The organism is Arthrobacter sp. TJ-58, assembly GCF_058269295.1.
On sequence record NZ_JBZCNM010000001.1, the window covers coordinates 1,150,710 to 1,165,010 of the forward strand.

The 14,301-nt window shown below is 64.6% G+C and carries 12 protein-coding genes; 1 reads left to right on the forward strand and 11 read right to left on the reverse strand.

The window, feature by feature from the left end; genetic code table 11:
- Positions 1-29: 29 nt before the first annotated feature.
- The 7 genes from AC4D2W_RS05345 to AC4D2W_RS05375 form a co-directional block, all read right to left on the reverse strand.
- Complete coding sequence (locus tag AC4D2W_RS05345) at positions 30-503, reverse strand: DUF4233 domain-containing protein (RefSeq protein ID WP_490925846.1); 474 nt, start codon at positions 501-503, stop codon at positions 30-32.
- 5 nt (positions 504-508) lie between these two features.
- Positions 509-1,888, reverse strand: coding sequence for a bifunctional folylpolyglutamate synthase/dihydrofolate synthase (locus tag AC4D2W_RS05350; RefSeq protein WP_490925847.1), 1,380 nt, complete (start codon positions 1,886-1,888; stop codon positions 509-511).
- Positions 1,888-5,187, reverse strand: a complete 3,300-nt coding sequence (gene ileS / locus AC4D2W_RS05355) for an isoleucine--tRNA ligase (RefSeq protein ID WP_490925848.1) — start codon at positions 5,185-5,187, stop codon at positions 1,888-1,890. The genes AC4D2W_RS05350 and ileS overlap by 1 nt, the downstream gene beginning before the upstream one ends.
- Before the next feature lie 378 nt (positions 5,188-5,565).
- Positions 5,566-6,324, reverse strand: coding sequence for an SDR family oxidoreductase (locus AC4D2W_RS05360; RefSeq protein ID WP_490925849.1), 759 nt, complete (start codon positions 6,322-6,324; stop codon positions 5,566-5,568).
- Between the two features lie 84 nt (positions 6,325-6,408).
- A complete protein-coding gene (locus AC4D2W_RS05365; protein ID WP_490926030.1) occupies positions 6,409-6,888 on the reverse strand; it encodes a GNAT family N-acetyltransferase in 480 nt (159 codons plus the stop codon).
- Positions 6,889-6,936: 48 nt separating this feature from the next.
- Positions 6,937-7,503, reverse strand: a complete 567-nt coding sequence (locus AC4D2W_RS05370; RefSeq protein WP_490925850.1) for an NUDIX hydrolase — start codon at positions 7,501-7,503, stop codon at positions 6,937-6,939.
- Positions 7,504-7,542: 39 nt separating this feature from the next.
- Positions 7,543-7,926, reverse strand: coding sequence for a DUF488 domain-containing protein (locus AC4D2W_RS05375; RefSeq protein WP_490925851.1), 384 nt, complete (start codon positions 7,924-7,926; stop codon positions 7,543-7,545).
- A 112-nt stretch (positions 7,927-8,038) separates the two neighbouring features.
- On the opposite strand from AC4D2W_RS05375, the gene valS reads away from it, so the two are divergent.
- On the forward strand, positions 8,039-10,681 hold the full coding sequence (gene valS, locus AC4D2W_RS05380; protein WP_490925852.1) for a valine--tRNA ligase: 2,643 nt from the start codon (positions 8,039-8,041) through the stop codon (positions 10,679-10,681).
- A 79-nt stretch (positions 10,682-10,760) separates the two neighbouring features.
- On the opposite strand, the gene AC4D2W_RS05385 is transcribed toward valS, so the two are convergent.
- The 4 genes from AC4D2W_RS05385 to AC4D2W_RS05400 all read right to left on the reverse strand — a co-directional run bounded on the left by AC4D2W_RS05385 (position 10,761) and on the right by AC4D2W_RS05400 (position 14,262).
- Positions 10,761-11,378 (reverse strand): mycothiol-dependent nitroreductase Rv2466c family protein, encoded by a 618-nt coding sequence (locus AC4D2W_RS05385; RefSeq protein ID WP_490925853.1) that lies wholly within the window; start codon positions 11,376-11,378, stop codon positions 10,761-10,763.
- 85 nt (positions 11,379-11,463) lie between these two features.
- Positions 11,464-12,756, reverse strand: coding sequence for an ATP-dependent Clp protease ATP-binding subunit ClpX (clpX, locus tag AC4D2W_RS05390; protein ID WP_400928123.1), 1,293 nt, complete (start codon positions 12,754-12,756; stop codon positions 11,464-11,466).
- Positions 12,757-12,921: 165 nt separating this feature from the next.
- Positions 12,922-13,593, reverse strand: a complete 672-nt coding sequence (locus tag AC4D2W_RS05395; RefSeq protein ID WP_490925854.1) for an ATP-dependent Clp protease proteolytic subunit — start codon at positions 13,591-13,593, stop codon at positions 12,922-12,924.
- Between the two features lie 48 nt (positions 13,594-13,641).
- Positions 13,642-14,262 carry an ATP-dependent Clp protease proteolytic subunit gene (locus AC4D2W_RS05400; protein WP_104054784.1) on the reverse strand — a complete coding sequence of 207 codons (621 nt, stop codon included), beginning with the start codon at positions 14,260-14,262 and terminating at the stop codon, positions 13,642-13,644.
- Between the last annotated feature and the right edge of the window lie 39 nt (positions 14,263-14,301).

The window sequence follows — 14,301 nt, forward strand, 5'->3', positions numbered from 1 at the left end:
TTGCGAAGTTGCGGTTTTCGAGTCTAAGCCTAGTCCGTGGCTGCGTCGCCGGCAGTGCCTGCTTCCCTTGTTGCCTCGGGATGGGCTTTTTCCCATTCCGCCTGCTCACGGTCCCGCTCCCGGTTCTCCCGGTCCAGGCGCATGCCGGTCTTCAGCCCGTACCACCAGGTGGCGGCAAAGACTGCACCAATCAGGAACATCATCGGTTCCAGGAAACCGGTGGCAATGATGACCAGCTGCAGGATCCAGCCGATCACCGGACCGGCCGGTTTGGACAGAATCGCGCAGGTACCGATCAGCACGGCGAAAAGGACCAGCCCGCCGGTGAGGATAATGGCCGGGGACAGGGCGTCGCGCTGCGTGCCGAAGACGGCCAGCGTTGCAAAGAGCACGAGGAACGCTTCCAGGACCAGAACGGTGGAAGCGAACATTGTGCGGATGGAACGCCGTTTCTTGGGCATTCCGGGACGCCACTCGCGCTGCGCCTTGGTGAGTTTTGCCATCGTGCTTACTTTCCGAGAAGGGTGCGCGCTTCGGCCACCAGGGTGATGGAGCCGATGATCAGCACGCCTCCGGCGAGGTCATTGTTTTCCTCGGCCTTGGCCACCGCCCACTCAATGGCGTTGTCCAGGCCGGGTTCCACCTGCAGGTCTTCGTCGGCAAAACCTGCGTCGACGGCGTCCTGGACCAGGTCTTCAGCCGAAAGGGCGCGCGGCGAGCTGGACTGCGTGAGGCAGACGCCGGCGATTTGGTCGCCCAGGGTCTCCCTCAGTTCCGTAAGGATTCCCACGGAATCCTTTTCGGCAAGGATGCCGACCACAAGCACCAGCGAGGTGAAGCTGAAGGCTTCCAGCACCGCTTCGGCTGATGCCTTGGCACCGGCGGGGTTGTGCGCGGCGTCCACCACGATGGTGGGCGCAGTGCGCACCACTTCCAGCCGGCCGGGCGAGGAGACGGTGGAGAATCCGGTGCGCAGCAGTTCAACGTCCAGTTCCTTCGTGCCCCCGCCGATGAACGCCTCCAGCGCTGCCACGGCGACGGCGGCATTCTCCGCCTGGTGCTTGCCGTGCAGCGGCAGGAGCAGGTCCTCGTAGCGTCCGGCAAGTCCGGCGATGGTGAGCATCTGTCCGCCGACCGCCATCACACGGGATTCGACGCCGAACTCGACGCCCTCGAAGCGGTACGGAATGCCCACTTCACGGGCCTTTTCCAGCAGGACCTGTGCAGCTTCCATCGGCTGGGCGGCGCTGATCAGGAAGCCGCCCTCCTTGATGATGCCGGCCTTTTCCATCGCAATGTCAGCGACGTCGTCACCGAGCAGTTCCGTGTGGTCCAGGGAAATCGGCGTCACAACCGCAACGGCGCCGTCGCCCACGTTGGTGGCGTCGGTGATGCCGCCCAGGCCCACCTCGATGACCGCAACGTCCACGGGTTCGTCGGCAAACACCGCAAACGCGAGGATGGTGACGGCCTCAAAGTAGGTCAGGCGCGGTTCCCCGGCCGCCGTCAGTTCGCCGTCGACGATGTCCAGGTACGGGTGGATCTCGTCCCAGATCCGCACGAACGTTTCGTCGGAGACGGGCTCGCCGTCGATGCTGATCCGTTCGGTGACCTTGCTCAGGTGCGGGCTGGTGTACCGGCCGGTGCGCAGCCCGTAGGCCCGCAGCCCGGCCTCGATCATCCGTGCCGTGGAGGTCTTGCCGTTGGTTCCGGTGATGTGGATGATCGGGAACGCCTTGTTCGGCTCCCCCAGCACCTCCATCGCGCGGAACAGCGGCGCCATGCGCGGCTCCATCTTGTTCTCGGGGGCGCGGCTCAGCAGCTCGGCGTAGACGCTTTCGACGGAGAAACCGTCGATGGCCCCGGAGGGTCCGTCAGACATGCTCATTAGATCTTCTCCACAGTGACGGTGAATTCTTCAGCGTCGTCGGCAAGATCGACGGCGGTGACCACCAGTTGGTCGGTCAGGGTTTCGGACTTGATCAGCTCCGCATTGGCTTCAAGAGCCGCGGCGGAAGCCTGCGAGGTGGTGACCTCGGTCCGGATGTGATCGCTGATGTGCAGGTCTGCGTCGCGGCGGGCCTGCTGGATGGCGCGGATGCCGTCGCGGGCGGTGCCCTCGGCGGCCAGCTCCGGGGTGACTTCGGTGTTCAGCACCAGGAAGCCGCCGCCGGGCAGCACGGACACTGCCTTGGCGGATTCGCCGTCGGCGGTTTCCACCACTGTTTCCAGGGTGTATTCCTGCGGCTGCAGTTCCAGGCCGCCTGCGGTGACCGTGCCGGCGTCGTCCACCGACCAGTCCCCGGATTTTGAGGCCTTGATGGCGGTCTGGACATTCTTGCCCAGGCGCGGACCCGCGGCGCGGGCGTTGACCACCAGCTTCTGCGTGATGCCGAATTCGGCCGGATCGGCGGCAGCAGCCTCCATCAGCCGGACGGACTTCAGGTTCAGCTCATCGGCAATGATTGCCGCGAACTGGCCCTGCAGCGCCTCGGCGTTCGGAGCGACAACCGTCATTTCGGACAGCGGCAGCCGGACCCGAAGGTTCGCGGCCTTGCGCAGGGATGAGCCCACCGAGGCGATGCGCCGGGTGCGGTCCATCCGGTCCACCAGGGCGGGATCCTGCGGGAACAGCCCGGCGTCGGGCCAATCGGTCAGGTGCACGGAGCGTCCGCCGGTGAGTCCGCGCCAGATTTCCTCGGTGACCAGCGGCAGCAGCGGAGCTGCCACGCGGCACACGGTTTCCAGGCAGGTGTAAAGCACGTCGAACGCCTGGGTATCTTCATCAAAGAACCGGGTGCGGCTGCGGCGGATGTACCAGTTGGTCAGCGTGTCCATGTACTGGCGCAGGGTTTCGCAGGCTTCGGAGACGTCATAGCTGTCCAGCTGCGAGGTCATGGTCCGGACCAGGTCGCCGGTGGCGGCCAGCATGTAGTTGTCCAGCGGTTCGCTGGACTCGTAACGCGGCTTCGCCTCGTACCCGTTGCCGTTGTTCGCGGCGTTGGTGTAGAGCGTGAAGAAGTGCCAGACGTTCCACAGCGGCAGGATCACCTGGCGGACGCCCTCGCGGATGCCCTGTTCGGTGACGATCAGGTTGCCGCCGCGCAGGATCGGTGAGGCCATGAGGAACCAGCGCATGGCGTCGGAGCCGTCGCGGTCCAGGACCTCGGAGACGTCCGGGTAGTTGCGCAGGGACTTGGACATCTTCTGCCCGTCCGAACCCAGCACAATGCCGTGGCTGATGACGTTGCGGAAGGCCGGGCGGTCAAACAGCGCCGTGGCGAGCACGTGCAGCGTGTAGAACCAGCCGCGGGTCTGGCCGATGTACTCCACGATGAAGTCGCCCGGGTTGTGGTGCTCAAACCAGTCGGCGTTCTCATGCGGGTAGTGCACCTGGGCGTAGGGCATGGAACCGGAGTCGAACCAGACGTCCAGTACGTCTTCGACGCGGCGCATGGTGGACTGGCCCTCTTCGGGGGTGCGCGGATCGTCCGGGTTGGGGCGCGTCAGTTCGTCGATGAAGGGGCGGTGCAGGTCCGGCTGGCCCTCATGGTTCAGCGGCAGCCGGCCAAAGTCGGCCTTAATTTCTTCCAGCGAACCGTACACGTCGGTGCGCGGGTAGTTGGGGTCATCGGAGACCCACACCGGGATGGGGCTGCCCCAGTAGCGGTTGCGGCTGATGGACCAGTCGCGGGCGTTTTCCAGCCACTTGCCGAACTGGCCGTCCTTGACGTTCTCCGGGATCCAGTTGATCTGCTGGTTCAGTTCGACCATGCGGTCCTTGATCTTGGTGACCTCCACGAACCAGGAGGAAACAGCCTTGTAGATCAGCGGGTTCCGGCAGCGCCAGCAGTGCGGGTAGGAGTGCTCGTAGCTGGCCTGGCGCAGCAGGCGGCCGTCGGCGCGCAGCACCTTGGTGATGGGCTTGTTGGCGTCGAACACCTGCAGGCCGGCGATGTCGGACAGCGGTCCGTCGGAGAACATGGGCAGGAACTTGCCGCCCTCGTCCACGGACAGGATCACGGGGATGCCGTTTTCTTCGCAGATCTTCTGGTCGTCTTCACCGTAGGCCGGAGCCTGGTGGACGATTCCGGTGCCGTCGGTGGTGGTGACGTAGTCGGCCGTGACAATCTGCCAGGCGTTCTTCGTGCCCCACTTTTCGGTGTCGGTGTAGTAGTTCCACAGCGGCTCATAGTTCAGCCCGGCCAGCTCGGTGCCCAGGTGCACGGAGGTGACGGCCGCGCGGGCGGCCTCGGCGTCGTCGTACCCCAGGTCCTTGGCGTAGGCACCCACCAGGTCTTCGGCCAGCAGGTAGCGGGCCTCCGGGTTCTCCTGCGGCGTGCCGTTGGGTCCGGCGGGCACGACGGCGTAGCGGACCTTGGGCCCGACGGCGAGGGCCATGTTGGTGGGCAGGGTCCAGGGAGTGGTGGTCCAGGCGATGGCGAGGACGCCGTCGAGCTCCGCGGAAAGCGCGTTGTCACCGGCAGTGAGGGGGAAGGTGACCGTGACGGTCTGGTCCTGGCGGTCCTTGTAGACGTCGTCGTCCATGCGCAGTTCATGGTTGGACAGCGGAGTCTCGTCCTTCCAGCAGTACGGGAGCACCCGGAAACCGCTGTAGGTCAGGCCCTTTTCATGCAGGGTCTTGAAGGCCCAGATGACCGACTCCATGTACTCGACATTGAGGGTCTTGTAGTCGTTCTCGAAGTCCACCCAGCGGGCCTGGCGGGTGACGTAGTCCTTCCACTCGCCGGCGTACTCCATCACGGAGGCGCGGCAGGCGTCGTTGAACTTGTCGATGCCCATCTTTTCGATCTGGACCTTGTCGGTCATGCCCAGCTGCTTCATCGCTTCAAGTTCGGCGGGCAGCCCGTGGGTGTCCCAGCCGAAGCGGCGTTCCACGCGGCGGCCGCGCTGGGTCTGGTAGCGGGCCACCAGGTCTTTGACGTAGCCGGTGAGCAGGTGACCGTAGTGCGGCAGGCCGTTGGCGAAGGGCGGGCCGTCATAGAAGACAAACTCGTTGGAGCCGTCCTTGCCGGCGGACCGGGCGTCGATGGAGGCCTGGAAGGTGCCGTCCTCGGCCCAGTACTTCAGAACCAGTTCTTCGAGTTCCGGAAACCGAGGGGAAGAAGGGGCGGCGTTTTCTGCCGGAGCGGCGGCCGTAGTGGCCTTGGGATAGATAGAGGGCATATTCGTCATCCTGATAGCGGCAAGTAAATCTGGCTGTAAGAAACAGGATGCGAGGGCGGACTCCCCGTCGGCTTAATGCCGGCTCAGAATCCGCGGTACCACCTCGCTTGCCGCCGTCGTCGTCGTGCCGTGCTTGATGCACTGCGCCGCCGAGTCGGGCTGCCGCTCGTTGACTGCTGTGACGGGCTTACCCGTCCGGTTCTACTGGGTGCACGATCATCCCCAGACATCTGCAAAAGGGGTGCGGCGCCGTTCTTCCGGAAGCTCACCGGTGATAGCCGGGTCAAAGCTGCTTCCGCCAGTTTAGGCCACACCCCCGGGGTTGTCGAAGTTAGGGCCGGCGCAGTTAGGCATTGTCCAAGTTAGGGCCGGCGGAGGTTACGCCTGGGCCGGCTGGCGGCGGATGACCTTGTGGTTGGCTGCCTGGGCCAGCGGTCGCAGCACCACCTTGTCCAGGTTGATGTGGTGCGGAAGGTTCAGGGAGTAGGCCATGACGTCAGCGACGTCCCCTGCTGTGAGGGGTTTCTCCACTCCGGCGTAGACCTTTTCCGCCGCATCCTTGTCTCCGAGCCGGTTCAGGGAGAACTCGTCCGTCTTGACCATGCCGGGGAGGATCTCGATGACGCGGACGTTGTTCTCCGCTTCTTCCAGCCGGAGAGTTTCGGCGAGCGCCTGCTCAGCGGACTTGGCGGCGCAGTATCCGCCGCCGCCTTCGTAGGAGGCCAGGGCCGCGGTGGAGGTCAGCATCAGCACCGAGCCTTGTCCGGAGCTCCGCAGCGCGGGCAGGAAAGCCTGCGTGACGCGGAGGGCTCCGAGCACGTTCACGTTGTACATGGCTTCCCAGTCGGCGAGCTTTCCTGTTGCCACGGAGTCCACACCCCAGGCTCCGCCGGCATTGTTGATCACGGCGTCCACTCCCCCGGTCGCCAGCACCTCTTCGGCCATCCGGGCCACGGACCCGCCGTCGGTCACGTCTGCGGTGATGGCCTGCGCACCGGTCTCCTCGGCAAGCGCCTGCAGCCTGTCCCCGCGGCGGGCCACGGCCACCACGTCCCAGCCTGAATTCCGCAGGGCCCGTACGGCCGCCGCTCCAATTCCTGAACTTGCTCCGGTCACTACTGCGCGCTTAGGGGTCATGGCACCACCCTAGCGACTTCCCCTCCCGGGCACGCTTCTATGTTGCGGTGTTGCGGTGTTGCGGTGACCCGGCTGGGCGTGCGGCTACAGCTCCATGCTGAGGACCGTCCGGACCAGCGGGGACGACCCGCCCCGGTCATCTGCAACGCGACGCATTCCAATTTTCTCTGCTACCCGCTCAGAGGCACGATTATCCGGATGAATGATGGCTACCAGTTCAGCGGTTTCAACATGTTCCCGTGCGTAATCCCGACAGGCCGCGGCGGCTTCGGTTGCGAACCCCCGGCCCTGCACGTTGGAGCGCACGTGGTACCCGACCTCAAGCTTCTGCTCGGCATTTACCTGCTGCCAGGTCAAGCCGCAGTCCCCGATGAACTCTCCACCGTGCGTCTGGACAATCCACAGGCCGTACCCGTGCTCCGCATAGTTTTCCTGGTTCCACCGAATCCAATCCGCGGCTTCCCTCCGGGACTTAGGTGCAGGGTAAAAGCGCATCACCTCGGGGTCCCCCAGCAACGCGGCCATGTTGTCGACGTCGGCGTCAGTCATCTCACGGAAGCGCAGCCGGTCAGTCGGAGGCGGAGCCGGTCAGTCGGAGGCGGAGCCGGCATGTCAGTTACCGGCCGGGGCGCCAGGCAGTGACATGGCCGTGCGCCGGACATGCTCCATACGGGCACCGAAACCTGCCGGCACCTGCGCCGGCACTGCGGAAACCGGGAACCAGCGGACGGCCTCGCTTTCATCGCTGACCGAAATCACGACGTCGGGGCTAACAACTGCCGCGTATCCCACGTCCCAATGCGCTGAGCAGGAGAAGCCCCCGTGCAGATCGTGCCGGTCAAGGTCCATGAGTACGGGGGCAGACCCGGCAGGAAGCAGGATCAGGTCACTGATTCCGGACTCCTCACGGGCCTCCCGTTGGGCGGCTTCCGCCACTGTTGCGTCGTTCGGCTCAATGTGCCCGCCGAACTGGACCCAGAACTGCCCCTTGCGGTGGAAACACAGGAGCACATGATCGAAGTCGGGCGAAAACACGAAACACGACCCCGTCACGTGTTCCGGGCCGCCGCCGCGCCGCAGGGAGGCATCCCCTGCGGCGTTCAGGAACTGCAGATATGCGTCCCGCGGTCCTGATTGGGGAAGCGCGCTGAGGCTGAGGAGAAGATTTTCCAGAGGCATCCTGCCATTTTGCCGCACCGGCCAATAATCATCCGAATGTCACGGCTGGCCGGTCAGACCCAGGCCCAACAGGTAGTCGCGGAGCACCGCCGCTTCATTCTCCGTCCCGGAACGCGCCCCGTAGAGCAGCACCGTGTCCGCCCGGGAGGCACAGGCCCGGGAAAAATCCGCAACCTCCGGATTCGCGGCGAGCTCCTCCCGGTACCGGTCCTGGAATCCGGACCAGCGCTCTTCCTGGTGACCGAACCACCTGCGCAGGTCAGTGCTTGGCGCGAGGTCCTTGAGCCATTCGTCCAGGTCTGCCCGTTCCTTGGAAACACCGCGCGGCCACAGCCGGTCCACCAGAACCCGGTAGCCGCCGTCGGGCGGTTCATAAATGCGGCGGATGCGGATGGAAGCCGGATTCTCCTGGGTCTTTTCCATACCCCGGATGCTACGGCGGGCGGGCCGGACCGGACAGGGCCGCACCGGAGGAACCGGGCCGGACAGCGCAACAGTTCCCCGCACCCTCCCGCCCGCATGGAAGAATGGCAGTATGGCTGAAAACTTTCCGGGCACAGACACGCCCGACAATGAACCCAAGACCGTATCCGTCCCCGACAAGCCCGCCCTTGAAGGGCTGGAAGCAACCCTGAGCCGCCGCTGGCGGGATGAGGGAACGTACGCGTTCAACGAAGACACCGTCCGCGAGGACGTCTACTCGATCGACACTCCCCCGCCCACGGCCTCCGGCTCGCTGCACGTGGGACACATGTTCTCCTACACGCAGACCGACGTCATGGCGCGTTACCAGCGCATGACCGGCAAGAACGTGTTCTACCCGATGGGCTGGGATGACAACGGCCTGCCCACCGAACGCCGGGTGCAGAACTACTACGGCGTCCGCTGCGATCCTACAAAGCCGTACGATCCGGACTACCGCCCGCCGGCTACCGCACCCAAGAACCAGCGCGACTTCGACGTGATTTCCCGCCGGAACTTCATTGAGCTGTGCGAAGAGCTGGCTGTGGAGGATGAAAAGGTCTTCGAGGACCTCTTCTCCACGCTGGGCCTGTCCGTTGACTGGACCCGCACCTACCGCACCATCGATGACAACTCCCGCGCCGTCAGCCAGCGCGCCTTCCTGGAGAACCTCAAGGCCGGGGACGCCTACATGTCCGAGGCTCCCACCCTGTGGGACGTCACGTTCCGCACCGCTGTGGCCCAGGCCGAGGTGGAGGACCGGGAACAGTCCGGCGCCTACCACCGCATCAGCTTCCATGCGCCGGACGGTGAAAAGGTCTTCATCGAGACCACCCGCCCCGAGCTGCTTCCGGCCTGCGTGGCCCTGGTGGCCCACCCCGACGATGAGCGCTATCAGCGCCTGTTCGGCACCAAGGTCACCTCCCCGCTGTTCGACGTCGAGGTAGAGGTGCGCGCACATCCGCTGGCCAAGCCGGACAAGGGCTCGGGCATCGCCATGATCTGTACCTTCGGCGACCAGACCGACGTCACCTGGTGGCGCGAGCTGAACCTGCCCACCCGCGCCGTCGTCGGTCGCGACGGACGCCTGCTGGCTGAGACCCCGGACTGGATCACCACGGAAAAGGCGAAGGAAAACTACGCCGCCGTGGCCGCCAAGACGGTCTTCAGCGCGAAGGAAGCCGTCGTCGAAATGCTGCGCGAAAGCGGAGACCTCGAGGGCGAACCCAAGAAGATCACCCACCCGGTCAACTTCTTCGAGAAGGGCGACAAGCCCCTCGAGGTTGTCACCAGCCGCCAGTGGTACATCCGCAACGGCGGCCGTGACGAGGACCGCCGCGCGGCCCTGATTGCCCGCGGCAAGGAGATCGACTTCCACCCGGCGTTCATGCGTTCGCGCTACGAAAACTGGATCGAGGGCCTGAACGGCGACTGGCTGGTCTCCCGCCAGCGCTTCTTCGGTGTCCCGGTTCCCGTTTGGTATCCGCTGGATGCCTCGGGCAACCCGGATTATAACAACCCCGTTCTGCCGGCATCCGAGTCGCTGCCCGTGGACCCCGCCGCCGAGCCGGCTCCGGGGTACGAGGAATCCTCCCGCAATCAGCCCGGAGGTTTCGTGGGTGATGCAGATGTCCTGGACACCTGGGCCACCTCTTCCCTCACCCCGCAGATTGTGGGCGGCTGGAGCCGCAACGAGGACCTCTTCAGCAAGGTCTTCCCGTTTGACCTGCGCCCGCAGGGCCACGACATCATCCGGACCTGGCTGTTCTCCTCCGTGGTTCGCGCCAATGCGCTCAACCACGCGGCACCGTGGAAGCACGCGGCCATCTCCGGCTGGATCCTGGACCCGGACCGCAAAAAGATGTCCAAGTCCAAAGGCAACGTCGTGGTTCCCACCGATGTGCTCAATGACTACGGATCCGACGCCGTGCGCTACTGGGCGGCCTCCGCCAAGCTGGGCGCGGACACGGCCTACGAGATTGCGCAGATGAAGATCGGCCGCCGTCTGGCCATCAAACTGCTCAACGCCTCGAAGTTCGTCCTGAACCTGGGCGCCACCGAGAAGAACGTCGTCACGGCGGACACTTCGGTGATCACCAACGCCCTGGACTCCGCCCTGCTGAAGCAGCTTGCTGAAGTGGTGAATGCTTCCACAGCAGCGTTTGAGCGTTACGACTACGCCAAGGCCCTGCAGCTGACCGAGTCCTTCTTCTGGTCCTTCACGGATGACTACGTGGAGCTGATCAAGGACCGCGCCTACGGAGCCTTCGGCGAAGAGGAGCAGGCATCGGTGCTGGCCGCCCTGGCGACCACCCTGGATGCGCTGCTGCGCGTCTTTGCACCGTTCCTGCCCTTCGCCACCGAAGAGGTGTGGGGCTGGTGGCGCCACGGCTCGGTGCACCGCGCACCGTGGCCGAACGTTGACGCGCTGGCCACCGCGGTGGCAACGGCCGACGCCGGCATCCTCGCCACCGTGGCAACCGCCCTGGGCGGCATCCGCAAGGCCAAGTCCGAAGCCAAGGTCAAGCAGCGCACCGAGGTCCTCAGTGCCACGGTCACCGCATCCGCTGCACAGGTGGCGCAGCTGCAGGCCGGCCTGGCTGACCTCAAGGCGGCGGGCAACGTCCGCGAGCTGTCCCTGGCTGCCGGTGACGGCGAACTGGCTGTCTCCGACGTGGAGCTGGCTCCGGTGGAACCGGCCCCTGCGCCCGAGTAACAGACACAGCACAGGTTAAAACAGAACGCCCGGCCGGAGATTTCCGGCCGGGCGTTCTGTTTGCTGGAAGCAGCGGGCTTTAGTCGAACTGCGGGCTCTCGGAGCGGCTGCGCTTGAGTTCGAAGAACGCGGGGTTTGAGGCGAGCATGACGGCTCCGTCAAACATCCGGCCTGCTTCCTCTCCGCGCGGGATACGCGTCAGGACCGGCCCGAAGAAGGCGGTGCCGTTGAAAGCCACGATGGGGGTTCCGACGTCGTCGCCCACCTTGGAGATGCCCTCCTGGTGCGAGGCGCGCAGCTGGGTGTCGTACTTGTCGCTGTCCGCGAACTCGGCCAGCTCGGCCGGAAGGCCGACTTCCTCGAGGGACTCGCGGATGACGGCATCGAAATCATCGTTCTGTCCGATGTGGATCCGCGTGCCCATGGCGTCGTAGAGCGGCTTGATGTACTGGTCGCCGTGCAGTTCCTTCGCCGCGGTGATCACGCGCACCGGCTTGATGGCGGCCTTCATGCGTTCCCTGTAGTCGCCGGGCAGGTCCCGTCCCTCATTCAGGACGGACAGGCTCATGACATGCCACTGCGTGCTGACGTCGCGGACCTGCTCCACCTCGCCCATCCAGCGGGAGGTGACCCAGGCAAACGGGCAGATCGGATCAAACCAAAAGTCGGCTTTTGCTGCAGTATCGGGTGAGCTCACGGCACACTCCTTCGGGTCTCAAAAACGAAGCGGGCGGGCCGGTGCTCCCCCGCTGAAAGTAACAGCTGTTTGGGGCAACCGCGGATCAGGCGGATTTGTTCCGGCGCTTGGCTGCCACGGCCTGCGAAATGAGCGTGGGCTCTGCTTTGTTCGTGACCACGTCTTCGGTGATGACCACCGTGGCGACGTCCTCGCGGCTGGGCAGATCAAACATGACCGGCAGCAGGACCTCTTCCAGAATGGCCCGGAGTCCGCGCGCGCCGGTGCCGCGGGACAGCGCTGCGTCGGCGATCGCGTTCAGGGCAGCCGGCTCAAAGGTGAGTTCAACACCGTCGAGCTGGAACATCCGCTGGTACTGCTTGACCAGGGCGTTCTTGGGTTCGGTGAGGATCCGGATCAGCGCCTCGCGGTCCAGGCTGGACACGGTGGTGATGACGGGAAGCCGGCCGATGAACTCGGGGATCAGGCCGAACTTCAGCAGGTCCTCCGGCATGACGTCGGCGTAGGAATCTGCTTCCTTGGCGCTCTCGTTCAGGGGTGCGCCGAAGCCGATGCCCTTCCGGCCGGACCGGGAGCCGATGATTTCCTCGAGGCCGGCGAAAGCACCCGCCACGATGAAGAGGACGTTGGTGGTGTCGATCTGGATGAATTCCTGATGCGGGTGCTTGCGGCCGCCCTGCGGGGGAACGGAGGCGACCGTTCCTTCCAGGATTTTCAGCAGGGCCTGCTGCACGCCCTCGCCGGACACGTCGCGCGTGATGGAGGGGTTCTCGCTCTTGCGCGAGATCTTGTCAATCTCGTCGATGTAGATGATGCCCTGCTCGGCCCGCTTGACGTCATAATCGGCGGCCTGGATGAGCTTGAGCAGGATGTTTTCCACGTCCTCGCCCACGTAGCCGGCTTCCGTGAGCGCGGTGGCGTCGGCGACGGCGAAGGGAACGTTCAGCCGCCGCGCGAGAGTCTGCGCAAGGTACGTCTTGCCGCAGCCGGTGGGGCCGATGAGGAGAATGTTTGACTTGCCAATTTCCACGTCGTCGGAGATGACTGCGTCCGACAGGTTGCCGGTGTTGCGCGGAGCGTGGCCGGCCTGGATGCGCTTGTAATGGTTGTACACGGCGACGGCGAGGGAACGCTTGGCCGGTTCCTGGCCAATGACGTACTCCTGAAGGGAGTCGAAGATTTCCCGGGGCTTGGGCAGCTCGAAGGTGCCCAGATCAGCTACCTCGGAGAGTTCCTCTTCGATGATCTCGTTGCAGAGGTCGATGCACTCGTCGCAAATGTAGACTCCGGGCCCGGCAATAAGCTTGCGAACCTGTTTCTGGCTCTTTCCGCAGAAAGAGCACTTGAGCAGATCCGTGCTCTCACCAATGCGAGCCATAATTCAGTCCCCTTAGATGGTCCATCGTTAAAACAGTGCCGGCATCCGTCCCGTGCGGGACAGCCGAAGGCCGGAGCCATGTTCCACTCTAGGACACTTGGTTCGGTGATACAGCAACCGAAAGGCCCGCGGTGCGTAATTTCGCACCGCGGGCCTTGGGGAGGCTTACATTCGGTTGATGGCCGGAGTCTTGATCTTCCGGGAGTCCAGCACCTGGTCGATCAGTCCGTACTCCATAGCGCCGGCGGCCGTGAGAATCTTGTCACGCTCGATGTCCCGGTTCACTTCTTCGGACGTGTGGTTGGAGTGCAGGGCCAGGGTGTCTTCCAGCCAGGTCCGCATGCGCATGACCTCGGCTGCCTGGATTTCCAGGTCCGATGCCTGTCCACGCTCGCCGCCGCCGAGGGCCGGCTGGTGGATCAGCACGCGGGCGTTCGGCAGGGCCAGGCGCTTGCCCGGCGTACCTGCTGCCAGCAGCACCGCAGCGGCGCTGGCTGCCTGGCCCAGGCAGACCGTCTGGATTTCCGGACGGATGTACTGCATGGTGTCGTAAATGGCCGTCATGGCCGTGAACGAACCGCCCGGGGAGTTGATGTACAGCGTGATGTCGCGGTCCGGGTCGTTCGACTCGAGAACCAGGAGCTGTGCCATCACGTCATCGGCGGAGGCGTCGTCTACCTGGACACCCAGGAAGATGATGCGGTCCTCAAACAGCTTGGTGTACGGGTCCTGGCGCTTGAAGCCGTACGGCGTGCGCTCTTCGAACTGCGGCAATACGTAGCGGTTGGATGGCATCTGCGGTGCCGCACCGCCTGCGGTTCCAAAATTCATGTTCATTGCTTTACTCCTGAAGTCTAAGAAAGGTGCGCTGGGAGGAAGGGAGGGTTAGTCCTCGGCCGGAGCCGCGCCCTTGTCCTGATCCGTTCCGCCGCCGCCGGTGACGCCGCCTGCGTGGGCGGAGATCTTGTCGAAGAATCCGTACTCCAGTGCTTCCTGGGCCGTGAACCACTTGTCGCGGTCGTTGTCCTTCAGGATGGTCTCCACCGTCTGGCCGGTCTGCTCGGCAGTCAGTTCCGCCATGACCTGCTTCATGTGAAGGATCAGTTCTGCCTGAATCCGGATATCGGAGGCGGTGCCGCCGATGCCGCCGGAAGGCTGGTGCATCAGGATGCGTGCGTGCGGCGTGGCGTAGCGCTTGCCCTTGGTACCCGAGGACAGCAGGAACTGGCCCATGGATGCGGCCAGGCCGGTTGCCACGGTGACTACGTCGTTCGGGATGAACTGCATGGTGTCGTAGATGGCCATGCCGGCCGTCACGGATCCACCGGGAGAGTTGATGTAGAGGAAGATGTCCTTTTCAGGGTCCTCGGCGGAGAGCAGCAGCAGCTGAGAGCAGATGGCGTTGGCGTTGTCATCGCGGACTTCAGAGCCCAACCAGATGATCCGCTCACGCAGCAGACGATTGTAGATGTAGTCGTCCCGGCTAGCCGGGTCCACCGTTGCCATTGTGGGTGTGTTGGGTGCAATTGCCATACTGAGTGACCT

What these genes read in the sequence shown, in the direction of transcription:
- AC4D2W_RS05345 (WP_490925846.1), bottom strand. Translation starts at nt 503, where the DNA reads ATGGCAAAACTCACCAAGGCGCAGCGCGAGTGGCGTCCCGGAATGCCC.
- AC4D2W_RS05350 (WP_490925847.1), bottom strand. Translation starts at nt 1,888, where the DNA reads ATGAGCATGTCTGACGGACCCTCCGGGGCCATCGACGGTTTCTCCGTC.
- ileS (WP_490925848.1), bottom strand. Translation starts at nt 5,187, where the DNA reads ATGCCCTCTATCTATCCCAAGGCCACTACGGCCGCCGCTCCGGCAGAA.
- AC4D2W_RS05360 (WP_490925849.1), bottom strand. Translation starts at nt 6,324, where the DNA reads ATGACCCCTAAGCGCGCAGTAGTGACCGGAGCAAGTTCAGGAATTGGA.
- AC4D2W_RS05370 (WP_490925850.1), bottom strand. Translation starts at nt 7,503, where the DNA reads ATGCCTCTGGAAAATCTTCTCCTCAGCCTCAGCGCGCTTCCCCAATCA.
- AC4D2W_RS05375 (WP_490925851.1), bottom strand. Translation starts at nt 7,926, where the DNA reads ATGGAAAAGACCCAGGAGAATCCGGCTTCCATCCGCATCCGCCGCATT.
- valS (WP_490925852.1), top strand. Translation starts at nt 8,039, where the DNA reads ATGGCTGAAAACTTTCCGGGCACAGACACGCCCGACAATGAACCCAAG.
- clpX (WP_400928123.1), bottom strand. Translation starts at nt 12,756, where the DNA reads ATGGCTCGCATTGGTGAGAGCACGGATCTGCTCAAGTGCTCTTTCTGC.
- AC4D2W_RS05395 (WP_490925854.1), bottom strand. Translation starts at nt 13,593, where the DNA reads ATGAACATGAATTTTGGAACCGCAGGCGGTGCGGCACCGCAGATGCCA.
- AC4D2W_RS05400 (WP_104054784.1), bottom strand. Translation starts at nt 14,262, where the DNA reads ATGGCAACGGTGGACCCGGCTAGCCGGGACGACTACATCTACAATCGT.